This is a genomic window from Anaerophaga thermohalophila str. Valhall (genome assembly GCF_000250735.1).
Lineage (GTDB): Bacteria > Bacteroidota > Bacteroidia > Bacteroidales > Marinilabiliaceae > Anaerophaga > Anaerophaga thermohalophila_A.
In genome coordinates this window covers 1-23,217 of the sequence record NZ_AHZV01000323.1, presented here as the reverse complement: position 1 = coordinate 23,217, position 23,217 = coordinate 1, and the positions used below count along the sequence as shown (strand labels likewise).

At 41.1% G+C, this 23,217-nt stretch carries 19 protein-coding genes; 12 read left to right on the top strand and 7 right to left on the bottom strand.

The genetic code is table 11. The features are described 5' to 3' along the window. Positions 1-348 precede the first annotated feature (348 nt). From yaaA to OQ5_RS0116580, 4 genes are all read left to right on the top strand, one after another. Entirely contained in the window at positions 349-1,086 is a 738-nt protein-coding gene (yaaA, locus tag OQ5_RS0116595) for a peroxide stress protein YaaA (RefSeq protein WP_016778568.1), read from the top strand. 186 nt (positions 1,087-1,272) lie between these two features. Beyond that, positions 1,273-1,986, top strand: a complete 714-nt coding sequence (locus OQ5_RS0116590) for a hypothetical protein (RefSeq protein ID WP_016778567.1) — start codon at positions 1,273-1,275, stop codon at positions 1,984-1,986. A gap of 249 nt (positions 1,987-2,235) precedes the next feature. Then, positions 2,236-3,009 carry a 5'-nucleotidase C-terminal domain-containing protein gene (locus OQ5_RS0116585; RefSeq protein ID WP_026055354.1) on the top strand — a complete coding sequence of 258 codons (774 nt, stop codon included), beginning with the start codon at positions 2,236-2,238 and terminating at the stop codon, positions 3,007-3,009. A gap of 431 nt (positions 3,010-3,440) precedes the next feature. Continuing rightward, complete coding sequence (locus tag OQ5_RS0116580) at positions 3,441-4,349, top strand: bifunctional metallophosphatase/5'-nucleotidase (protein ID WP_016778565.1); 909 nt, start codon at positions 3,441-3,443, stop codon at positions 4,347-4,349. A gap of 68 nt (positions 4,350-4,417) precedes the next feature. Here OQ5_RS0116580 and OQ5_RS0116575 read toward each other — a convergent pair whose 3' ends face one another. Continuing rightward, positions 4,418-4,882, bottom strand: coding sequence for an Lrp/AsnC ligand binding domain-containing protein (locus OQ5_RS0116575; RefSeq protein ID WP_082179611.1), 465 nt, complete (start codon positions 4,880-4,882; stop codon positions 4,418-4,420). Between the two features lie 146 nt (positions 4,883-5,028). Further along, on the bottom strand, positions 5,029-6,129 hold the full coding sequence (locus OQ5_RS0116570) for a mechanosensitive ion channel family protein (RefSeq protein ID WP_016778563.1): 1,101 nt from the start codon (positions 6,127-6,129) through the stop codon (positions 5,029-5,031). Between the two features lie 1,094 nt (positions 6,130-7,223). Here OQ5_RS0116570 and OQ5_RS0116565 point away from each other — a divergent pair. The 8 genes from OQ5_RS0116565 (at position 7,224) to mnmA (OQ5_RS0116520) (ending at position 17,191) form a co-directional block, all read left to right on the top strand. Next, complete coding sequence (locus OQ5_RS0116565) at positions 7,224-8,516, top strand: M64 family metallopeptidase (RefSeq protein WP_016778562.1); 1,293 nt, start codon at positions 7,224-7,226, stop codon at positions 8,514-8,516. 14 nt (positions 8,517-8,530) lie between these two features. Then, positions 8,531-9,523 carry an L-glyceraldehyde 3-phosphate reductase gene (gene mgrA, locus OQ5_RS0116560; protein WP_016778561.1) on the top strand — a complete coding sequence of 331 codons (993 nt, stop codon included), beginning with the start codon at positions 8,531-8,533 and terminating at the stop codon, positions 9,521-9,523. Positions 9,524-9,655: 132 nt separating this feature from the next. Further along, positions 9,656-11,524, top strand: coding sequence for an ABC-F family ATP-binding cassette domain-containing protein (locus tag OQ5_RS0116555; RefSeq protein ID WP_016778560.1), 1,869 nt, complete (start codon positions 9,656-9,658; stop codon positions 11,522-11,524). A 319-nt stretch (positions 11,525-11,843) separates the two neighbouring features. Continuing rightward, the gene (locus OQ5_RS0116540; protein ID WP_016778557.1) at positions 11,844-12,764 is read left to right on the top strand and encodes a prephenate dehydratase; all 921 of its coding nucleotides are present in this window, start codon (positions 11,844-11,846) and stop codon (positions 12,762-12,764) included. A gap of 300 nt (positions 12,765-13,064) precedes the next feature. After that, a complete protein-coding gene (locus OQ5_RS0116535; protein ID WP_016778556.1) occupies positions 13,065-14,228 on the top strand; it encodes a pyridoxal phosphate-dependent aminotransferase in 1,164 nt (387 codons plus the stop codon). Between the two features lie 2 nt (positions 14,229-14,230). After that, the gene (locus tag OQ5_RS0116530; protein WP_016778555.1) at positions 14,231-15,343 is read left to right on the top strand and encodes a bifunctional 3-deoxy-7-phosphoheptulonate synthase/chorismate mutase type II; all 1,113 of its coding nucleotides are present in this window, start codon (positions 14,231-14,233) and stop codon (positions 15,341-15,343) included. Further along, a complete protein-coding gene (locus OQ5_RS0116525) occupies positions 15,340-16,116 on the top strand; it encodes a prephenate dehydrogenase (protein ID WP_016778554.1) in 777 nt (258 codons plus the stop codon). The genes OQ5_RS0116530 and OQ5_RS0116525 overlap by 4 nt, the downstream gene beginning before the upstream one ends. A 22-nt stretch (positions 16,117-16,138) precedes the next feature. Further along, positions 16,139-17,191: a tRNA 2-thiouridine(34) synthase MnmA gene (mnmA, locus tag OQ5_RS0116520; RefSeq protein ID WP_255297600.1), complete on the top strand. Its 1,053-nt coding sequence runs from the start codon at positions 16,139-16,141 to the stop codon at positions 17,189-17,191. A gap of 347 nt (positions 17,192-17,538) precedes the next feature. Here mnmA (OQ5_RS0116520) and tilS read toward each other — a convergent pair whose 3' ends face one another. The 5 genes from tilS to mnmA (OQ5_RS0116490) all read right to left on the bottom strand — a co-directional run bounded on the left by tilS (position 17,539) and on the right by mnmA (OQ5_RS0116490) (position 23,078). Then, positions 17,539-18,882, bottom strand: a complete 1,344-nt coding sequence (gene tilS, locus OQ5_RS0116515; protein WP_016778552.1) for a tRNA lysidine(34) synthetase TilS — start codon at positions 18,880-18,882, stop codon at positions 17,539-17,541. Further along, entirely contained in the window at positions 18,875-20,194 is a 1,320-nt protein-coding gene (locus OQ5_RS0116510) for a chorismate-binding protein (protein ID WP_016778551.1), read from the bottom strand. The genes tilS and OQ5_RS0116510 overlap by 8 nt, the downstream gene beginning before the upstream one ends. Before the next feature lie 95 nt (positions 20,195-20,289). Continuing rightward, positions 20,290-20,922 carry a peroxiredoxin gene (locus OQ5_RS0116500; RefSeq protein WP_026055350.1) on the bottom strand — a complete coding sequence of 211 codons (633 nt, stop codon included), beginning with the start codon at positions 20,920-20,922 and terminating at the stop codon, positions 20,290-20,292. A 459-nt stretch (positions 20,923-21,381) separates the two neighbouring features. Beyond that, positions 21,382-21,876 (bottom strand): metallophosphoesterase family protein, encoded by a 495-nt coding sequence (locus OQ5_RS0116495; protein WP_016778548.1) that lies wholly within the window; start codon positions 21,874-21,876, stop codon positions 21,382-21,384. Then, positions 21,873-23,078, bottom strand: a complete 1,206-nt coding sequence (gene mnmA, locus OQ5_RS0116490; protein ID WP_016778547.1) for a tRNA 2-thiouridine(34) synthase MnmA — start codon at positions 23,076-23,078, stop codon at positions 21,873-21,875. The genes OQ5_RS0116495 and mnmA (OQ5_RS0116490) overlap by 4 nt, the downstream gene beginning before the upstream one ends. Between the last annotated feature and the right edge of the window lie 139 nt (positions 23,079-23,217).

The window sequence follows — 23,217 nt, the reverse complement described above, 5'->3', positions numbered from 1 at the left end:
AATGAGTAATTTTCGGACGAGCGTAACACAGTAAATGGCACTTTATGGACAGACACTATTTTATATCGATATACTGCATTTAAGCAAACAAAGTATTTTTATCACAAACATTTGGTTTGTAGCATATTGCAGAAGTTTAACGAACTATAGTATGAGTGCGGTATAACAAGCATATTTTTGTCAAAATCAAGGCGTTTTAAATTTTTGTACCGGAGTTAACCCGCTGTTAATGAGGATGCAAAAATTTAAAACAACACAGAGTTTGGCAACAAAGATGCTTTTTAGACCGGGCTCATAGTATTTTTATCAATAAAACAAATGATAGCAATAATTTCACCCGCAAAAAAAATGGACTTTAAAAAAAAGGTTCCGTTATCGAAGCATACATCCATCTTGTTTCCGGATGAGGCCAAAGAGCTGGCACTCCAACTCAAAAGCTACTCACCCCGTGCGCTGATGGAGCTAATGAATATCAGTCCAAACCTGGCAGAACTGAATGCCGGGCGGTTTCAAAAATGGCACTGGCCCTACGACGCACAGGAAGGACGGCAGGCGATATATGCGTTCAATGGAGAAGCATATAACGGACTTGATGCGTACTCGCTTTCTTCGGAAGAAATAGAAACGGCACAGGAAAAGTTACGAATGCTCTCCGGTCTCTACGGTTTGCTCAGGCCACTTGATCTGATCATGCCTTATCGTTTGGAGATGGGAACCAGCCTTCAAAACAAAAAAGGGAAAGACCTGTATCGTTTCTGGGGAGACAAAATCACCTCACAGCTCAATAAAGACTTAAAAAACGGTGGACATCACGTTTTGATTAACCTTGCCAGCCAGGAGTATTTCAAGGCCATTGATCCCGAAAAAATCGACACGCCCATAATAACTCCTGTTTTTAAGGAAAACAAAAACGGCAGCTACAAAGTTATTAGTATCTATGCTAAAAAGGCCAGAGGAATGATGGTAAGATTTATCATTCGAAACCGTCTTTCCGACCCTGAAGATTTAAAAGCATTTGATATGGATGGTTATCATTACAACAATGATTTGTCAAAAGGAAACGAAATGGTGTTTACCCGTCATTAGGGATGTACTGATTGATCCCGATGAAAAAACACATCAAATTTTAGTGACCTTTCCAATTTTTTTCATTAACTTTTGCAATAGTCAGTCGAAAGAAGCCTTAACGCAGAAGCGCAATGACGCAAAGTTTTTATTAAGCGGAGTGTCGCTATTGATAACTATTGCAATATACCAAATAACCAAAAAGTCATGAGTAACGAGCATTATATCGAACGATATGGAAACCTTCTGAAACAGGAGACTTTACGTACGCTTGAAGACAAAATCTGGCCGAATACCTTTGTGCTGGAAGCTCCGGAACCATTTCCGGGTTTCTATAATTATTACTCCGATCACCCTGTTGACAGCAAACCACTATACATCTATCTGGTACTAAAAAAATTGTACACGCTCGAGGATATTACGCGCGCCACACAGAACATTCAGAAATATTTCAAAACCGATTTTAATGCCACTCCCGGGGTTGTCCACATTTTCAACCGGAAGATTGATGTCATCCGGGTAAGACACCTGGACAATTTCTCTCAGATAATCGATTTGCAAAGAGGGTATATGGATGAAGGGATTGAATTCAAGAGCAAGCCCACCAGAAAAGTCGAAGGTCCGGCAATTATCAGGATTAAAAAATTCTTCATTCTCGAAGAAAAACAACAAGGTATATTCTTCGATATGGTGGAAAAAGATCATGGTTACTTTCTGATTCCCAAACAGATTGCCTGGAAGCATTTCGAAGATATTACCAGGCAGGTAAAGTTTAACTGGGACAGACCATTTTTCGACGCAGCCGTCGGACATTTCCATGTCAAATTCGGAATTCAGGATATGATCCGAATCTATTATCCCGAAATGAGCGAAGACTATCTCTTTGAAGTCAGAAAAAAATATCTTGAAAGAATAAAATAATTTGTGTGTGTCTATAAAGTAGGAAAAGTTTCCTACTTATCATGTCTGTTCAGAAAGTGCCGGTTGCAAGGCTTGCGAAGTCCGAAAATACGCAGTTTACTCATCGTAAATGAGTAATTTTCGGACGAGCGTAACACAGTAAATGGCACTTTATGGACAAACACATATAATTACAGAGCAAACATTAACAATTATATAATGCAGCAATACCCCCTTTTGCTGCATTTTTTTATAGTTTTGAAAGAAAAAATGCAACATTTCGGCGGATTTAAGAATGTGCTGTTTATACTTCTGTTAGCAGGCTTTACTTCCATATCGTGCCAGCAACGGGAAAAGCCACGTTTTTCGTCATCGGAAGTTATAGAGCTGGATAGTAGTATTGCTGCCTCTCCTCAGGTTGAGTCCTACATCTCACCTCTCCGCGATTCAGTTGAGGCAATTATGAACGAAATAATCGGGCAGACGAAAAAAGAAATGTTTCCCGAAAGACCAGGAACCGCTCTTTCAAATTTTATTGCCGACCTGATTCGCGATGCAGCAAAAAGAGAAATTCAGAGAATCAGCAAGGAAAATCTCCCGCTTATTTCTGTTATCAATATAAATGGACTTAGAGCCCCGTTACCAGAAGGAAACATTACTGTCGAAAATATTTACTCGTTGATGCCTTTTGAAAACAAAATGGTTATTCTAAAGTTATCGGGCGAACAAGTCACCCAATTGTTCAATCATATCGGAACTTCGGGTGGTGACGGCATAGCCGGCGCAACTTTCACTTTCAGAAATCAGCAGGTTCTGCACCCTGAAATTAACGGCAACCCCCTGAAAAACAAACAATTCTATTATGTGGCCACCTCAGACTATCTCGCCAGTGGTGGCGATCATTATACCATTTTCACCAAAGCTTCTGAAAAACATACATCGAAACATAAAATAAGAGACCTTATTATTTCACACATCCGGAAGCTGACAAATCAGGGCAGAATAATTAACCCAACGGATGAAAAAAGAGTTATTCTGGAATAACACGGTATAATAAGATGATTAGATGATTAGATGGTTAGATGATTAGAAATAAGTGGTTGGTCGTTACTATCTTATGCCTGATATTTTGGTTTTTTGGCAAAATTAGTGCTCTGCCCCCACCTGCGCGGGTTTAGTATTGTCAACAATCTATCAGCAATTAATAGCCGTAGAGCGGCGACGGAACGGTAGAATTATGCAAGAAGAAAAACAAAAAGCTGCGGAGCGGCGACAGATAATGTATAAATTTGTTTGGTTCTGACTTGTCCAGGTTAGAGGTTAGTTTTTAGTGATTAGTCAGTAGTGGAGATTTTCAGGCACTAACATACTCATGAAACTACCAAATGCATATAAATATCATATTTTTAAAAGCTTATGATTTTAGGTAGACAAAAGTAACCAAAAGGCAGAAGGCAGAAGAAAAAGGCAACCAAATGAGACATAATCGCAGACAATTCATAAAGACACTCATAGCCGGCGGGATGGCAGTAACCCTCCCAGTCCGATCTGTAGGCAGAAATAACAACCCCACTCTTACCATTTTACATACCAACGATGTACACAGCCATCTTGATCCCTTCCCCCCGGATCATCCGGAATTTCCCGACATGGGCGGGTTTGCCCGGCGGGCTGCCTTAATCGAACAATTGCGACAAAAACATCCGAATCTGATATTGGTTGATGCAGGAGATATATTTCAGGGAACACCCTATTTCAACTTTTTCGGTGGAGAACCCGAATTGAAACTGATGTCGGACATGAAATATGACGCCGCAACCATTGGCAATCATGAATTCGACAATGGCATTCCACACCTTGCCGAACAAATGAAACATGCCAAATTCCCCTTCATTTGTACCAATTACGATTTCAGTGACACCATTTTAAAAGGGAAAACACTTCCGTGGAAAATCATTGAGAAAGGTGAATTCAGAATCGGACTATTAGGTCTGGGAATAAATCCGGACGGACTGGTATCTCCCCCCAATTATGAAGGAATGAAATGGCTCAATCCGGTAAAAAAGGGAGAAGAAACAGCCCGCTTCCTTAAAAAAGAGAAGAAATGTAATCTTGTAGTGGCCCTCTCACACCTTGGATACGAGAGTGCTCCCGACAGGCCTGAATCGGATGTTAAAACGGCACGGCAAACTTCATCAATCGATATTATTATTGGCGGACATACCCACACATTTATGAAGAAGCCGGATATAATAAAAAACAAAGCCGGAAAAGATGTAGTCATCAACCAGATTGGATGGGCAGGCGTAATGATGGGTCAAATCACTGTTTCAATGACCCGGGAACAACCAACAATTTTGGCAACTCAGTACCTCATCAGATAAAAACAAAGGAGCACTGCGAAATGTAATGCCCCTTTTGTCTGAAAATTTTGTCTGAATATTTTGCCTGGTTATTCGATAGGCAACTGCCGCTTAAATGACTCGTCAAGAGAAATAATGGTCTCGGTTGAAGAAATTCCCGGGATATTCTGTAGACGGTCGTGTAAAATGCGTTTCAGGTGTTCATTGCTCTTGGCAAAAATTTTAATAAACATCGCATATTCCCCGGTTGTATAGTGACATTCTACAACCTCAGGAATTTCTTCGAGCATTTTAACCACTTTGTCGAACAAACTGGCCTTTTTTAAAAAAATCCCCATAAAAGCACAGGTATGATAACCAATTTTGCTGGGATTAATAATAAATTCAGACCCCTTAATTACACCCATATTCATCAACCGCTGAATACGTTGATGAATGGCGGCCCCTGACACCTTACATTCTCGAGCTACTTCAAGAAAGGGTATTCGCGCGTTTTGAGTTATCATCGACAAAATTTTTTTGTCGAGACTATCAATCTGTAAATTGCTCTCCATATCAAAAAATGACAAATGTTAGAATTTAAAAGTTTTCCTGCTCATTTAATAATGATTGTTGTCGAAATTAGAATTAATTATCCAATATTCCAACAAAATATGCATAAAAACAGGTGGTAATAATTTATAAACTTTCAATTTCACTTTTAATTTGAAAAACTTCCAACCAATTCTTTCAAATCATCGCCACTCGGGTTTTGAAAAACGCGAAGCTCAAACAGTGATACAATGGCAAGTATATGGTCGAAGATGTCGGCCTGAACACTTTCATATTTAGCCCACTCCTGCTCTCGGGAAAAAGCATACACCTGCACAGGAATACCTTTCTCATTGGGTTCCAAATGACGTATAATAAGCGTCATTTTCTCATTGATCCTGGGATGATTAGCTACGTAATTTTCCAGATATTTCCTGAAAACGCCCAGGTTGGTCATTCTTCTTCCGTTAACAGGAAGCGACTCATCAATATTATGTGTGCGGTTGTACTCTTCAATCTCCTTCTGCCGCTGATCAATGTAGTCCTTTAAATGATGTATTTTTCTGAACTTTTCGAGCATCTCGGGAGTGCAAAACTTTACACTACGAATATCAATGTGCACCGCCCGGGCAATTCTTCTTCCACCCGATTCTTCCATTCCCCGCCAATTAATAAAAGAGTTGGAAACCATTGCATAGGTAGGGATGGTGGAAATGGTTTTATCCCAGTTGCGTACTTTCACCGTATTAAGTGTTATTTCCATAACCGTACCGTCGGCATTATGACTCGGCATCGATATCCAGTCTCCCACTCTCACCATCCGGTTTGCCGAAAGCTGTACCCCCGCCACCAAACCAAGAATAGAATCTCTGAAAACCAACATCAATACAGCCGCCATAGCTCCCATTCCGGCAAGAATAGAAAGAACCTCTACATTAAAAACGATAGATACTGCAATAAGTGCTCCTACTATTATAGCAAGCAAATGAACTACCTGAAGATACCCCTTGATTGGTCTTTCATGCGCGAACGAAAAAGTGTTATAAATATCTTCAAAAGCATTGAGCAATGCTCTGAAGCTCATTATTATTACAACCGTTAAATAAAGCGAAACAACATCCTGAAAAATTTTCAACTTTTCAGGATGATGGCCCCAGAACCAGTCCGAAAGAACATATATGACAATTACAGGAGCCAGGTGGGACAAACGGTGAAAAACCTTTCGCTGTACCAGAAAGTCATCTAACTTCGACCTTGTTTTTCGCACCATTTTGATAACAGCAAAAAGGAAAAACCTTCTCGCTATAATAAACGCGAGATAGGATAATAACAGTATTATCAAGCCCGATACTAAGAATTCGATAACTCCAAGCCAATAATCAGAAAAATTCAGTGGCTCAACCTGATCAGAAAACCATCTTGAAAACCAACCTGATTGTGCACTTACTTTAAATGATTATATATCAATATCTTATAAAATGCATCTTGAAAACCAACCTGATTGTGCACTTACCTTATCCATTTTTATAAAATTCAAAAATTATACATATATTTATGAGTCCGGTCTGAAAGCATCTTTATTGCCAACTCATTTTTGAGAAAAACAAACAAATATACAAAACTGGTACGATCCGCTTTGGGATACGGGAGAATTAGATAACGTTTCTTACAATAAATATTTGACCACCGTGGGGTGCATATTCCAATGTCTGAAGGAAGCGGAGGCTGAAAGGCGCCTGTGCTTAAGGCAAATTTTATCAAAATAAAATGCGACGCCAGGAGTGTCGGATATTAATCATGCGGGTTTTTCCCAAAAAATCGAAACGAATTCCATTAGGCCTTAGAAATCAAATTATATACTAATGAGTGTCTGTCCATAAAGTGCCATTTACTGTGTTACGCTCGTCCGAAAATTACTCATTTACGATGAGTAAACTCCGTATTTTCGGACTTCGCAAGCCTTGTAAATGACACTTTCTGAACAGACACAGGATCAGACACAACTTTTGCGTAATTTATAGGCGGACACTAATGAATATAGAACACGGACAACACCGATGCTACAGGGCATCACAGCTAAAATCAGTGGAAATCCGACTAACCCGTGTAATCCGCATGCTATTAAAATATAACAGACTAAAGAAACGAGCATGGTAAAGATTGCTATCATAGATTGTTAGATTGTTAGATTGTTAGAGATGTAATAACGTATAACATTATAGCATCTAAACAACATTAACAACTCTAACAACTCTAACAGCCGTAACAACTTATCAGATATAAGATGAAATGAACACAGATAGGTTTACCACAACAAGAACATGTATAGATTGCAGTCCACTAACTTAAGTAAATGATATACAGATGAAAATTCGTTTTCGAATTCTTTTATTTCTCTTGTTATTTTTCTTTACTACGGGAATAAGCAGCATTGGGCAGAAACGACAACATTTCAACTATCGCCAAACGCTTAGAATTGATTTTGTGCTGTCAGGAGATTATGAGCAACAGCAATCGGCCATTGCAGCATATAAAAAACGACCTGGTTACAGTGGCGGCCAAAATCAAAACATTCCATCTTTCGACTATGGAACTTACAGGCTGATTCTTCTAAATCCTCAAACCGAAGATACCCTTTTTCTAAAAGGTTTTTGCACACTGTTTGAAGAATGGCGGACAACCGAACAGGCCAGGAAGGTGTCACGCGCTTTTGAACAAACCATTGAAGCGCCCTGGCCAATTTCAAAAGTCCGGATTTTGATTGAATACAGAAAAAAAGAAGGTCAATTTGTTACACTTATCAATGAATTGTTCTCTCCGGAAGAAACACCTCCCGTTACCCAGATAATTCCGGTCGAAAACCCGGCCGAGATAATACATGGGGTAAACGACCCCTACAAACAAGCCGATCTCCTTATCCTTGCCGAAGGATACACCAAAGCTGAAAAAGAAAACTTTTTGCACGATGCGAAAAATATAACCGAATACCTTTTCAGTATTGCACCCTATACGAGTTTAAAAGACAAAATAACTGTCAGAGCGTTGTATATACCCTCTCCACAGGCAGGAACCGATGATCCCGACAGAAATATCTGGAAGAAAACAGCCATGAACAGTTCGTTCAACACATTCGGTTCCGACCGCTACCTGGAGAGTTTCAGCACATGGACAATATTTGATTATGCCGCAGGCGTACCGCATGATCATATTATTGTGCTTGTAAATACTTCAAAATATGGTGGTGGCGGGGTATATAATCATTTCTCAATTGTGTCAGCCCGCCACCCATCATCACCCCAAGTGTTTGTGCACGAAACAGGTCACGGGCTGGCCGGGCTTGGCGATGAATATTTTTATAATGATTCACCGACCCCGGATTTTTTCGATAAAGAAAGTGAACCATGGGTACCAAACCTGACCACTCTGGTAAATTTTGACATTAAATGGAAACATTTGGTACCCGATACTGTTCCAATACCAACACCACCAACAAAAAAATATAAAAATGTCACCGGAGTTTTTGAAGGTGGCGGCTACTCGGCAAAAGGAATATACCGACCTGCACTCAACTGCAGGATGAAGTCGAACGAAGCCGAAGGATTTTGCGAAGTTTGCCGCTACTCAATAAAAAGAATTATTAATTTTTACATACAATAAAATCATAAATCAGTATGAATTATCTTGCCAACGAAAAGCGTTACGAAACAATGATCTACCGTCGTTGCGGAAAAAGCGGCATTAAACTGCCGGCCATATCGCTTGGCCTGTGGCACAATTTCGGCTCTGTGGATGTTTTTGAAAATGGTCGGAAAATTTTGCATCATGCATTCGATAACGGAATTACACATTTTGACCTGGCCAACAATTATGGTCCGGTTCCCGGCAGCGCGGAAGAAAATTTCGGGCGCATTTTAGCTACCGATTTTAAACCCTACCGCGACGAAATGATTATTTCTACAAAAGCCGGATATCTGATGTGGCCGGGCCCTTATGGCGAATGGGGTTCCAGAAAATATTTGCTGGCCAGCCTTGATCAGAGCCTTAAGCGTATGGGACTCGACTATGTGGATATTTTTTACTCCCACCGCCCCGACCCCGACACACCGCTCGAAGAAACAATGGGTGCGCTGGCTCAGGCTGTAAAACAAGGAAAAGCGCTATATGCCGGAATATCCAACTACAATGCCGAAATGACCCAAAAAGCCGAGAGCATTCTTCGTGATATGGGAATACCATTGCTGATCCATCAACCCCGATACAATATGCTTGACCGCTGGGTTGAAGAAGACGGCCTTCTGGATGTTCTTGGGAAAAGAGGCGTTGGTTCAATTGCATTTTCCCCGCTTGCCCAGGGATTATTGACCGATAAATACCTGAAAGAAATTCCTGCCAATTCAAGAATGGCCAACCCACATGGTTTTCTTAAACGAGAAGCATTAACACCCGAAATTCAGAAAAAACTGAACAAGCTTAATGATCTTGCATCCCAAAGAGGACAGTCTCTTGCCCAGATGGCTGTTGCCTGGTTGTTGAAAGACAACCGTATCACTTCAGTCCTGGTCGGAGCCAGCAGTGTAAACCAGTTAAGTAACAATCTGGAGGCACTTAAAAATCTCACTTTCTCCGATGAAGAACTCAACAAAATCGAACAAACATTGAAATAATACATTCTTCTGTCAATCATTTCTCCTTGCAGGATAAAGATTATTCATCAACTGCAAGGGGAGTTTTTGCATGCTCAAACGTTTCAAATAAACCTTAACAGATGCTATCTTTGCCAAAAACAGACAAAGTTTATGGCTAATATTCTCTCAGTTGAAAACGTCACTCACCACTGGGGCGACATCCGGCTTTTCAACAACCTCTCTTTTGGGCTCGACGAAGGTGACAAAGCCGCCCTGATCGCACGAAACGGAACAGGGAAAACCACACTTCTCAACATTTTGGCAGGAATATTACCTTCCGATGAAGGACAGGTTACTTTAAGAAAAGATATTTCACTCGGATATCTTGAACAGACACCGGGATATACTCCTGAACTAACAGTGCTGGAAACGCTTTTCTCATCCGACAATGAAACTGCCCGTGTTGTTAAGATGTATGAAAAGGCCGTTGCAGAGAATGACCACGCGTCACTTCAGGAATTACTGCCAAAAATGGAGCAACTTAATGCCTGGAGCTATGAAGAAAGAGCCAAGCAAATACTCTCACAGTTAAACATAAACCGGTTTGATCAACCCATGAAGCAACTTTCGGGAGGGCAAGTCAAACGTGTAGCCCTGGCAGCAGTTTTGATTACAGACCCCGATTTTCTGATACTTGACGAACCTACCAATCACCTTGATCTGGATATGATTGAATGGCTGGAAGATTACCTGAAACGAAGTCGCATGACTTTGCTGATGGTAACGCACGACCGCTATTTCCTTGACAGTGTGTGCAATGAAATTTTCGAGCTTCAGGACGAAACACTCTTTCAATACAAAGGTAATTATGCCTACTATCTGGAGAAAAGACAGGAGCGCATCCACCAGAAAAACCTGGAAGTGGAGAGGGCCCGTAACCTCCTCCGAAAAGAGCAGGATTGGATGAACCGGCAGCCTCAGGCAAGAGGAACAAAAGCAAAATACCGGATCGATGCTTTTCATGACCTAAAAAAGACGGCCTCCCAAAACACCCGGGAGCAAAGTATGGAAATTAATATCGGTTCGGTACGGCTGGGCCGGAAAGTTCTGAATTTACATCATGTAAGTAAAAGTTTCGACAATCTGAATCTTATTAAAGACTTTTCATACAAGTTTGTAAGAGGAGAAAAAGCCGGTATTATAGGAAAAAACGGAACCGGCAAATCAACCTTTCTCAACATATTGACAGGAGAACTTAAACCCGACAGTGGATATGTTGAACCCGGGGAAACACTCGTAACAGGCTATTATCGACAGGAAGGAATATCGCTGGATGAAAACAAACGGGTTTTGGAAGTTATCACCGATATTGCCGACCAGGTGAGACTTGGGAAAAATCATTCTATGTCTGCTTCCCAATTCTTACGTTATTTCATGTTCCCCAACGAAATGCATAATGTACTGGTACAAAAACTAAGCGGTGGCGAAAAAAAACGTCTCTACCTGATGACCATATTAATGAAAAACCCTAACTTCCTGATACTCGACGAACCAACCAACGATCTGGACATTCTTACCCTCAATGTCCTGGAAGATTACCTTCAGCAATTTGACGGTTGTGTCCTTGTGGTTTCGCACGACCGTTATTTCCTCGATAAGGTAACCGACCATCTGTTTATTTTTGAAGGAAGCGGAACCATAAAAGACTTTCCGGGAAACTATACAGATTACCACGAACAGAAAGCAAAGGAGCTTCAGGAAAAAAAATCCGCAACATCGGCCAAACAACAACCCAAAAAGCAAAAACCTGCCCGTTTGCCGAACAAGAACAAACTCACATTCAAGGAGAAAAAAGAAATGGAGAGCCTTGAACAACGAATTGAAGAACTGGAAAACCAAAAAAGAGAAATGGAAAACCAACTCAACTCGGGTTCATTATCAGGAGAAGAATTGATCCAAACATCTTCAACCCTTGGACAACTAATGAAAGAATTGGATAATTGTGAAATGCGCTGGCTGGAATTAAGCGAAAAGGAGTAAAATAAATATTCTTTCCGCTTGTCTCAAAACTTAGAAATTAGCATTTTTACAACGCCTTTTTTATCCATCAGTGAGATTTTTTGAGATTTTTTCAACAATCTGTTGTTTGGAATAGAATAAATATCTATTTTTGTCGTTATTAAAAAACAAAAAGCATTTCTTATCATGTTACAGTATGCCTGGTCATATTTCTTTTTTTCTTTTTTTATTTTTTTGGTTCATCAACCAGAAGGGGCAGGCTCATGCATAAATAAATCAGGAATTCGGAGTTACAAAATATGCGTCCCGCCCCTTCAGGCGGGATTTTTTTATCTGTACTATGAGTAAAAACAAGAGCATACAAATCGCTATTCAGGGTATCCCCGGAGCCAATCATGAAATAGCAGCCCGGGCCTATTTCAAAGACAAAGAAATCGAAGTTGTGCCCTGCCACACTTTTCAGGAAGTATTTGATGTCATGCATTCAAATCCAAAGATTCTTGGTATCATGGCTATCGAGAACACCCTGGTAGGCAGTTTACTTCCCAATTACACTATGTTAAGAGAATCGGGCTTTAATGTTCAGGGCGAGCATAAATTGAGGATAAAACATCATCTTATGGCTCTTCCCGGTCAAAACATTAACGACCTGAAAGAAGTCCACTCCCACCCAATGGCACTGGCGCAATGTGAAGAGTTTTTCAAAAAACATCCTCACATAAAACTTATCGAGAGTGAAGATACGGCTCTTAGCGCCAAAATCATATCGGACGAAAAACTAAAAGGAATAGGCGCTATTGCGTCATCACTTGCAGCCGAACTCTACAACCTCGAAATCATTGAAAGAAGCATTGAAACCAATAAGCACAATTATACCAGGTTCCTGATCATCGGGCAGGAAAATAAAGCTGTAAAAGCTGAATTACTGGAACAAAACAAAATCAATAAATCATCGCTCGTTTTCTCTCTGCCGCACGAAGAGGGAAGTCTGTCAAAAGTCCTTACCATTCTGGCCTTTTACAACATCAACCTCACTAAAATACAATCGCTTCCAATTGTTGGTATTGAATGGGAATACCTTTTTTATATTGATGTTATGTTTGATAACTATGAACGCTATTTACAATCTTTGGACGCCATTCGTCCTCTTTGCAAAAAGTTACGTGTTCTCGGCGAATACGAGGCCTGCACAACAACACAGACAACCAATGGAGAAACTCTTGAAAAGGAGAAAGTTCATAACGCTTTGACATCTATATAATTTTTCAGAGTTTAAACTAATAGACCGTTAGATTAATAGATTTAACCTGCATTATTCATAAATTATCTATTACGATGCTCAACTATCGGCAAAACACAAGCGTCCTCATCAAATTTGATTTGAAAATAGTTCACTATTTCCTGCATCAAATTTGTCTGCGGTTGCTTACGTTTTTTGATATTTGAACATCTCATGACGAAAACTTATGAATAAAGCAGGTTAAGATATAAGATGATTTGTATCCCATGGAAAATATGCATTTTATCAAAATAAACCAGTGGATATAACCAATTAATTGCAATGATTACACCAGCACAAAGAATCAGTCAGGTAAAGGAATACTATTTCTCGCTTAAGCTGAAAGAAATAGCAGAAATGCAAGCAAATGGGAAACCGGTCATCAATCTTGGCATTGGTAATCCAGACCAGCCGCCGGCTCCCGAAGTGTTGAAAACGCTAAACGAAGCAGCAGTCCGTCCCGACACCCATGGATATCAGGGATACGTGGGAATACCTGAATTAAGAAAAAGTTTTTCCAACTGGTACAAACGTTTCTATAAGGTCAGTCTCGACCCTGAAAATGAAATTTTACCGCTGATGGGTTCAAAAGAGGGAATTATGCACATTTCCATGGCTTTTCTTAATCCAGGGGATGAAGCGCTTGTTCCAAATCCCGGTTATCCGACCTATGGCGCCGTGACAGAAATTGTAGGCGCCAAAAAGCGTTTCTACGATCTGATTGAAGAAAGAAACTGGCAGCCCGATCTGGAAGCCCTCGAAAAAGAAGACTTATCAAATGTTAAACTTATGTGGGTCAACTATCCCAACATGCCCACAGGTGCCAAAGCCAGTCGTTCATTTTTCGAAAAACTGATAGCTTTTGGGAAGCGTAACAATATTTTGATTTGCAACGATAATCCCTATAGTTTCATTCTTAATGCCGAACCTCAAAGCATACTTTCAGTTCCAGGGGCTAAAGATGTTGCTATAGAATTAAATTCTTTGAGCAAGTCGCATAACATGGCCGGCTGGCGAGTCGGTATGGCAGCATCGAATGCCGCGTTCATTAAGTATGTGTTGCGCATCAAAAGTAATATGGATTCAGGTATGTTTCGACCGGTACAGGAAGCCGCAGCCAAAGCTTTGTCGCTTGAAAGAGAATGGTATGAAGAAGTAAACAATGTGTACCGAAGTCGCAAAAAACTTGTCCTGGAGATTATGAAAGCACTAAAATGCTCCTGGAATGAAGAGCAGGCAGGGATGTTCATCTGGGCAAAAATTCCTGATGAATTTTCTTCCAGCAAGGAGCTTTCCGACAAAATCCTTTATGAAGCCAATGTATTCATAACACCGGGATTTATTTTCGGTAGCCGGGGCGAGAGATACATACGAATATCTCTCTGTACACCCGAAGAAAAATTGAAAGAATCACTCAACAGAATAAAAAACATCATAACCAATTAACCATGTACAATCTGAATATTCAACCAATTACACTTCCGGGACTGGAACTGAAACGTCCCATTATTATTTCGGGGCCCTGCAGCGCCGAAACCGAGGAACAAACTCTTTCGACAGCAAAAGAACTGGCAGCTCGGGGGATCAGGATATTTCGGGCCGGCATCTGGAAACCGCGAACACGACCGGGCGCTTTCGAAGGCGTTGGAACGGTTGGTCTTCCCTGGCTAAAACGTGTGAAAGAAGAAACCGGAATGTTTATTTGCGTCGAAGTTGCCACGGCGCATCATGTTTACGAAGCTGTAAAATATGGCATCGATATGGTTTGGATTGGCGCCCGCACATCGGCAAATCCTTTTGCAGTTCAGGAAATTGCCGATGCCATAAAAGGATTGGATATACCGGTACTGGTCAAAAATCCGGTAAATCCCGATCTTGAACTTTGGATTGGCGCCATCGAACGTATCAACCGTGCCGGTATCACGCAAATCGCTGCCATCCATCGTGGTTTTAGTTCTTACGACCAGTCAGAATTCAGAAATCATCCGCAATGGCAGATCCCAATTGAGTTGAGACGCCGAATACCGGAATTACCAATTATCACCGACCCAAGCCATATCGCCGGTAACCGTGAACTGCTTGCTGACCTCTCGCAGGAAGCGATGGACCTGAACTTCGACGGCCTCATCATAGAATCGCATATCTGCCCCGATAAGGCATGGAGCGATGCTAAACAGCAAATTACCCCGGAACGTTTAAAAGGAATCGTGGACAACCTTGTACTTCGACGACCCAAGATAGGCGAAGACACACCACGTGTTACTCTGGACGAATTAAGAAAACGGATCGACAAACTCGATGACCAGTTGCTGGACCTTCTGAAAGAAAGAATGAAAATATCGGAAGCCATCGGAAAATACAAGTTCGAGAATAACATAACCATTCTTCAGACACGCCGCTACGACGAGATTATGAATAACCGAAGAGACCGGGGCGCTCAGCGTGGTTTGGATGAAGAATTTATTACCCGTATTTTTGAGTCCATTCACGAAGAATCGATCAGCCGGCAAAACGAGATTATGAACAAGGCTTTATCGAAAAAACAAAAACCTCAGGAATGAAGATATGTATCCTTGGCGCAGGAAAAATGGGAACCTGGCTAACAGATGCCCTCTGTTTACAACACGAAGTAGCTATATACGATCCCGACATGGAACGCCTGCGATTTGTATTTAATACCCAAAGGCTGACTAAACCGGAAGAAATAACTGAATTTGCACCGGAACTTTTAATCAACGCGGCAAATCTGAAATATACCATCCCGGCCTTTGAGTCGGTGATGGGCTTTTTGCCCGAGAATTGCATAATATCTGACATTGCATCGGTAAAAACCGGATTGAAAGAGTTCTATGAAAAATCAGGCCGCCGGTTTGTCTCCACACACCCTATGTTTGGCCCCACATTCGGCAACCTGAAAGAATTAAGACAACACCACGCTATTATTATCAAAGAATCGGACCACATGGGAAAGGCCTTTTTCAAAGACTTCTTCGGTTCGCTGGGGCTCAATCTGCACGAATACAGTTTCGAAGAACACGATAAGACCATTGCTTATTCTCTTTCTGTGCCTTTCTCTTCCACGCTTGTATTTGCAGCATGCATGAAAAAGCAGGACGCACCCGGTACAACCTTCCGGAAACATCATGATATTGCAAAAGGCCTTCTGTCAGAAGACGACTATCTGCTTACTGAAATACTGATGAATCCTTTTACCGTGGGACAGGTAGAAAAAATTCGCCAGGAATTGAAGCACCTCATCGGACTAATAAAAGACAAAGATACCGAAGGACTTCAGGCTTTTCTTAAAAAAGTACGGGAAAACATTAAGGAATAAAATTTCAATGTGTAGCCAATCTGTGAGCAAAAACAAAGTATTGCTCGGTATGAGTGGTGGACTGGACAGCACCATGGCTGCCCTGTTTCTAAAAGAAGCAGGCTATTCTGTGATTGGACTGACACTAAAAACCTGGCACCGGAACCCCGGAATAATGGAACAAAGCGTAGCTAAGGCGAAGGAGATGGCTGAAAAACTCGCCATAGAGCATCATGTTCTGGACCTGCAAAAATCTTTTAAAAAAGAGGTCGTTGACTATTTTTGTCGTGAATACATGACCGGCAGAACGCCAAATCCCTGCAACCGATGTAATCCTGTTATCAAATGGCCGGCACTGCTGCAAAAAGCAGACGAATCAGGATGCCGGCATATTGCAACCGGTCACTATGTCCAAAAACAATTTTTAAACAACCGCTGGTATATAAAAAAAGGAGCCGATCCTTCAAAAGACCAATCCTACTTCCTGTGGAATCTCGACCAGAACATATTGAAGCGTGCCCTGTTTCCACTTGGGCAATTATCGAAAGAAAAAGTAAGGGAACTGGCATTAAATACCGGATTTAAGGAAGCTGCCCGTCTAAAGGAAAGCATGGGAGTCTGTTTCCTCGACGGCACCGATTATCGGGATTTCATAGTTGAACAGAACGGGCTTTCTTCTCTCAGGCCTGGAAACATAGTCGACGAAACGGGTAAAATCCTGGGCAAACACAGGGGACTTGCCTTCTTTACCATAGGCCAGAAAAAAGGGCTGGGACTCCCCGGCAACAAATATTTTGTTGTGCGTTTAGATGATGCAAACAACCAGGTGGTCGTTTCAAAATCAGCATCTTTAAAAACAAGTAAGATTTATCTTTCAAGCTATTACCTTTCATATCCTCCATCCGCGAAAGAGGAACACAAAGTTGATATTCGTATACGCGGAATCGATTCGGTTCCAACCATTCCCGGAACCTTGAAAATCATTCAAACGAAAGGATTGGAAGTTAATTTTGATCACCCGGCATGGGGAATCACGCCCGGTCAAAGTATTGTTTTCTATCTGAATGATGTTGTTATTGGTGGTGGTATTATTTAGTGTCTGTCCATAAAGTGCCATTTACTGTGTTATGCTCGTCCGAAAATTACTCATTTACGATGAGTAAACTCCGTATTTTCGGACTTCGCAAGCCTTGTAAATGACACTTTCTGAACAGACACACATATTGAGAAAATTTTTGCGAGTTTATGGACAAGCACTATTTAGTAAAACCGAGCTGGTCAGTATAGACAAATTGTTATTGAGTCCGGTCTAAAAAGCATCTTTTATTGCCAAACTCTTTGTTGTTTTAAATCATTGCATCGTCATTAACAACAGGTTAACTCCGGCACAAAAATTTAAAACGCCTTGATTTTGACAAAAATATACTTTTTATACCGCCCTCATTATTCCCTCTCTTTGACAGAATTCAGCACTTTAATTTCAAGAATATTTTTGGTATTTGAGGTAACCTTAAAACGATCGTCTATTCTTTGACCAATCACCCATACAATATCATCCCCTGAAAGTAAAAGCCAGGTTCTTTCTTTCTCAACCAGCGATAATTTCTCATCCACAAAAAAATCGCTTAACTTTTTAAAAGTTTCCATACCCAATGGACGAAATTGGTCCCCTTTATGCCAGTGTCTTATTACAAGCGGAAAGTCGATATGATCGGCATCTAAATGAACGCAATCAGGGAGACGTGATATTCTAAAATCATTCTTTCTTTCAAACTGTCTGATTTTTAAATGCACTGGAGAAAGGATTTCTTTTTCTTCGCTGTCAATGTAAAAAAGTTCGTCCTTAAATTCCCTGATTGGCACAACAACCAGGTTAAACCGGTCTCTAACCAGACGGTAATTCGCGGAAAAGAATTGTTTCCCCGGAATGGCTTCAAAACTATCTATTATTTCGGATACGGTTTGACTGTTAAAACCATAAGGCCGCAAGAGTTCAAAAAGGATGGTACTTCTTTGCGGGTGTTTTTCTATCAACCGGATAGGAATCATCATTTGGTCTCCTTCTTCGGCAACAATTTCTTTCCGAACAGAAATAACTTCCTTCTCAACGATTTGCCAGGCTTCTTCCAGGTTTCGGAAATTATGCATCATCGTGTTAAAAAAAGAAGGATTAAGCATATTCATTACCGGTAAAACATTGTGCCGGATATTATTCCGTTGAAAGGCCGTATCGGTGTTTGAAGAATCTGTCCGGAAATGGATCCCCTGTTCATAACAATATTGCTCTATTTCCTGCCGGCGCAATGCAAGCATAGGTCTGATCAGTTGTCCTTTCCTGAATTGCATTCCCTTCAATCCACGCAGTCCTGTACCTCTGGCAAGATTGAGAAAAAAAGTTTCAATCATATCATCCCCATGATGCCCGGTAGCCAGCCAATAAAGATTCTTCTTGTCCATCAATTCCCAAAACCAACTGTATCGAAGTTCGCGGGCTGCCATTTCAATGGAGACTCCCCTTTTCACGGCTTCTTCTTTTGCATAGAAATGCCGGACATGAAGCGGAATATCCCGGCCGAGACAATAATTAACCACAAACTTTTCATCGTCATCCGACTCTTCACCCCGAAGATGAAAATTACAATGGGCCGCCAGGCATGAATAGCCTAATTCCATAAAAACGTTCAATAATGCCATTGAGTCGGGCCCGCCGCTCAAAGCCACCAAAACAGGATGCTCTTTTCTGACACCATATCTGGCAAGCACTTTTTGTACCTCCTGTTTAACCATACCTGAGCTTCCTCTTATTAAAGATAGTCTTTAAAACTTCGGCTTTTAAAAGACATTCGTTGTACTCCTCTGCCGGGATGCAGGAATCTGTAATGGCACTACCCACTGAATAAGAAAGATATCGGTTTGTCCGATTGTACAGAAAACTCCGAATAACGACATTAAAATCGAAATCAAGCTCAGGTGTAATATATCCTACTGTGCCTGAATAAAGGCCCCTCGCACTCTTTTCATATCTGTCAATAAGCTGCAAGGCTTTAATTTTCGGAGCACCGGTCATTGACCCCATAGGGAAACTGTATCGCAAAGGATCAATCCAATGAGCGTCGTTATGCATCTGCGAAGAGACCGTTGATATCATCTGATAAACACCCGGGAAGGGGAATATACTGCATAAATCATCAACACTGACAGTTCCCCGGGCAGCAGAACGTGAAAGGTCGTTACGTACCAGGTCGGTAATCATGATGTTTTCCGCCCTTTCTTTTTCAGACCCGGACAGCATTTTCATCGCCCTTATATCGTCTGTTCTGTCAAAAGTTCTCCTGGCAGTTCCTTTCATTGGTTGGGAAATAATTTTTGCCCCTCTTTTTCTTAGATAACGCTCCGGTGATGCTCCAATCAGGAATGAACTGTTATCCCTGAGCAAAACCGAGAAAGGCATGGGCGACACAACTGTCAATTCTTCAAAAAGAGAAGATGGTTGAATATCTATACCTTCAGAATAAAATTCCATACAGTAATTCACCTCATAAATATCCCCCCTTTTTATATGATTCTTCAACTTTCTGACCGTGTCCAGATAACGGGAACGAGACACACGTGACTGGAATTCAATACCGGGAAGTTCTGTTTCTTCTGAAAATAAGTTCTTTATCCGGTCTATGAAAGCCTGACTGGTATCCTTTGTATCTCTGGTACTATCGTATCCAATGTGCCAGGTTTCGCCATTTTTTCGGATCAAATAACGGGGCCGGAAAAAACTAAACAGACGAAAACCAGTATTATTCTTTTTTGAAGTAGTCAGAAATGGCTCCAGTTGGTTTTTAAAATCAAAGGAGAAGTAACCTAAAAACCAATCATTGGAATCTGACACAACTCTATCCAGGCGGGAAATATTATCATTAACAACCTCTAATGCATCAAACCCCGCCAAAAGATCAAATTCTGTGTATTGCTGGGCATGTCCGTTATAATAAGGGTACTTATCGGTCAGTACCACAGCATACCTGAATTCATCGACCACCCGGTAGAGTTTTTGCTCAAACACCTTAGCTTGTGAGCCGGCAGAAAATGATATCCATTTACGCATGGCTGCAAAATTAACCGTAAAATTCTCATTTACAAAAAAAGGCCATCCTCTGAAAAGGATGACCTACCTAAAAAGCTATGGTCAAAGAGTTGTTTTTATTTTTTACTAAGATAGCTGGCAATCCCTTCCTGAGTTGCCTGCAATGCTTCTTCTCCTTTGTGCCAGTTAGCCGGGCAAACTTCGCCATTTTCTTCGAAATACTGCAATGCATCAACCATTCGCAATACCTCATCAACGCTACGCCCCAAAGGCATATCGTTTACCACCTGGTGCCGCACAATTCCTTCTTTATCAATAAGGAAAAGTCCGCGATAAGCCTGAGGGACACCCTTAAAGACGGCGTTTCCATTCTCATCGTATGTATATTCACCGGCGAGCACGTCGTAGTTTTTTGAAATTGTCAATCCGCTATCGGCTACCAACGGAAATTTAACACCTTTAATACCGCCTTCTTTCTTCTCTGTTTGAAGCCATTTCCAGTGACTAAACTGTTGATCGGTACTGGCCCCGACCACCGCCACATTCCTCTTTTCAAACTCTTCAATCTTATCTTGCATGGCCACAATTTCTGTGGGGCAAACAAAAGTAAAATCAGCGGGATAAAAGAAAAATACCACATACTTCTTCCCTTCATACTGTTTCAAGGAGAAGTTTTCAACAATTTCGCCACCGTTAACCACTGCGGGCGCATGAAATTCCGGTGCTTTTTTACCTACTAATACAGACATAATTTTAATTTTTTTTTGGTTATACTTTCTATTCATGAGTCCACTCCTAAAAATCTCTTTTTGCCAATCTCATTGTTGCAGGAAATTTTTAAATCCTTATTAACAATCAGTTAACTCCGATTCAAAAACCCCGGGTGTGTAATACACAGCAATTTGAAAGCGAAAAATTCTATACAGATTTATTACACACCCTAAACGCCTCGAACCTGACAAAATAGCTCTTTTAGGAACAGACGCATTCATTAATAATCTCTATTGCAAATTTACAAAGGAGAATTTCATCCACAATTATTTTAGTACCTTTTTACCTTTTAAATTATCTATCTCTATAGATTAAATCTATATTGCAACCGGTAATTGATATTTTGATTTACTGCTCAGAAAGACAGGAGTGGTTCGATAGTGGTCAGCTGATTGTGACCTCGCAATTTATCTAAAGTACAAACAGGCCGGCAGATGTCATCGTTTACCGAGTTCAATAACCTCGAGATTTTTAACTTCCCCGACATCAATAACAAAACGAACGGCCGTACGAATATGATGCAGTCCGGACTTACCGGCAGCACCGGGATTTATATGTAGTAATCCAAGTTTTTTATCATTCATTACCTTTAGAATATGGCTATGACCTGAAATAAAAAGACCGGGAGGATTCTTTATCAATTCATGTTTGACTTTTGGTGAATATTTTCCAGGATAACCACCAATATGCGTCATCCAAACGCTGAGTCCTTCACATTCGAACCTTTGGTGTTCCGGTATCTGCATCCTGATGTCCCAATCGTCAATATTACCAAAAACGGCCCTGCATATCTTAAATGATTCAAGGTCGGAAAGAATATTTCCCGAACCTATGTCACCTGCATGCCATACTTCATCAATGTCATTAAAAAGTTCAAACAGTCTGGGATCTAAATAGCCGTGGGTGTCTGACAAAAGACCTATTTTTCTCATGATATCACTCCTGAACCCGTTAATTCATCGCCTTCATACCATGCAGCAAACTGCCCCGAGGTTATTCCTCTCTGAGGCTCATCAAAAACAATAAACAATCCGCTCGCTCGCTGATGCAACACACCATTCTGAAGCGGCTGACGATACCGAATACGCACCTTTAGCCGTCTGGACTCCCCTGTTTCAAGGGCCAGATCGGGCCGGATCCAATGTACTTCGTTATTATTAATCTTCAGAACACGTCTGAACAAACCGGTGTGTTCTTTTCCCATGCCAACAAACACCTGATTGAAATCAACATCAATGCCTATGACAAACAAGGGTTCGGGAAAACCGCCAATATCAAGTCCTTTTCGCTGCCCGATGGTATAAAAGTGTGCGCCATTATGTTCTCCGATTTTTTCTCCGTATTTCGGATGAAAGTGATAGGGTTTTGCCAGGTCTTCTAATATTTCGTCCGAAGGCTCATTGTCCGCCATACGCCATTGCCTGTCAAAAACTTCACTTTCGGGTGGAATTAAAAAGACTTTACCTTTCTTTGCCTCAAGTTTTTGCTGTAAAAAAACCGGAAGATCAACTTTACCAACAAAACAGATACCCTGAGAATCCTTTTTGTGAGCAGTTATCAGCTTCAGCTCTCCGGCGATTTTCCTCACTTCGGGTTTTACCATATCACCGATGGGAAATAATGCGTTGGCGAGTTGCGGCTGCGACAACTGACAAAGAAAATAACTCTGATCCTTATTGCTGTCGGCTCCTGCAAGTAGCCGGTAAATTTTGCCAGAGGCTGTTTTTATTGTTTCTTTACGGCAATAATGACCGGTTGCAACAAAATCGGCACCCAGTTCAAAAGCCTTCTCCATAAAAACATCAAATTTTATTTCCCTGTTGCAGAGTACATCGGGATTGGGTGTTCTTCCCTTTTCGTATTCCGAAAACATGTAATCAACGACACGTGCACGATACTCAGCACTCAGATCGACAAAATGAAAAGGAATACCTAACTTTCTTGCAACAGCTTCAGCATCATATTTATCATCGAGCCATGGGCAATCAGCTTCCAGCACACCGGTTGTATCATGCCAGTTTTTCATAAAAAGACCAATGACTTCGTATCCCTGGTCAACCAGAACCCGTGCTGCAACACTTGAGTCAACACCCCCTGAAAGTCCGACTACCACACGTTTTTTTTGAGCTGCCATCTATACAAATTTTGCCTGCAAAGTTAAGGTTTTTACACAAAACAATTATAATTTAGTGTCTGTTCAGAAAGTGCCAGTTGCAAGGCTTGCGAAGTCCGAAAATACGGAGTTTACTCATCGTAAATGAGTAATTTTCGGA

Bases quoted from the DNA above. Each gene is read 5' to 3' on its own strand.
- yaaA (WP_016778568.1), top strand. From the start codon at position 349: ATGGACTTTAAAAAAAAGGTTCCGTTATCGAAGCATACATCCATCTTG.
- OQ5_RS0116590 (WP_016778567.1), top strand. From the start codon at position 1,273: ATGAGTAACGAGCATTATATCGAACGATATGGAAACCTTCTGAAACAG.
- OQ5_RS0116585 (WP_026055354.1), top strand. From the start codon at position 2,236: ATGCAACATTTCGGCGGATTTAAGAATGTGCTGTTTATACTTCTGTTA.
- OQ5_RS0116580 (WP_016778565.1), top strand. From the start codon at position 3,441: ATGAGACATAATCGCAGACAATTCATAAAGACACTCATAGCCGGCGGG.
- OQ5_RS0116575 (WP_082179611.1), bottom strand. From the start codon at position 4,882: ATGGAGAGCAATTTACAGATTGATAGTCTCGACAAAAAAATTTTGTCG.
- OQ5_RS0116570 (WP_016778563.1), bottom strand. From the start codon at position 6,129: ATGGTGCGAAAAACAAGGTCGAAGTTAGATGACTTTCTGGTACAGCGA.
- OQ5_RS0116565 (WP_016778562.1), top strand. From the start codon at position 7,224: ATGAAAATTCGTTTTCGAATTCTTTTATTTCTCTTGTTATTTTTCTTT.
- mgrA (WP_016778561.1), top strand. From the start codon at position 8,531: ATGAATTATCTTGCCAACGAAAAGCGTTACGAAACAATGATCTACCGT.
- OQ5_RS0116555 (WP_016778560.1), top strand. From the start codon at position 9,656: ATGGCTAATATTCTCTCAGTTGAAAACGTCACTCACCACTGGGGCGAC.
- OQ5_RS0116540 (WP_016778557.1), top strand. From the start codon at position 11,844: ATGAGTAAAAACAAGAGCATACAAATCGCTATTCAGGGTATCCCCGGA.
- OQ5_RS0116535 (WP_016778556.1), top strand. From the start codon at position 13,065: ATGATTACACCAGCACAAAGAATCAGTCAGGTAAAGGAATACTATTTC.
- OQ5_RS0116530 (WP_016778555.1), top strand. From the start codon at position 14,231: ATGTACAATCTGAATATTCAACCAATTACACTTCCGGGACTGGAACTG.
- OQ5_RS0116525 (WP_016778554.1), top strand. From the start codon at position 15,340: ATGAAGATATGTATCCTTGGCGCAGGAAAAATGGGAACCTGGCTAACA.
- tilS (WP_016778552.1), bottom strand. From the start codon at position 18,882: ATGGTTAAACAGGAGGTACAAAAAGTGCTTGCCAGATATGGTGTCAGA.
- OQ5_RS0116510 (WP_016778551.1), bottom strand. From the start codon at position 20,194: ATGCGTAAATGGATATCATTTTCTGCCGGCTCACAAGCTAAGGTGTTT.
- OQ5_RS0116500 (WP_026055350.1), bottom strand. From the start codon at position 20,922: ATGTCTGTATTAGTAGGTAAAAAAGCACCGGAATTTCATGCGCCCGCA.
- OQ5_RS0116495 (WP_016778548.1), bottom strand. From the start codon at position 21,876: ATGAGAAAAATAGGTCTTTTGTCAGACACCCACGGCTATTTAGATCCC.
- mnmA (WP_016778547.1), bottom strand. From the start codon at position 23,078: ATGGCAGCTCAAAAAAAACGTGTGGTAGTCGGACTTTCAGGGGGTGTT.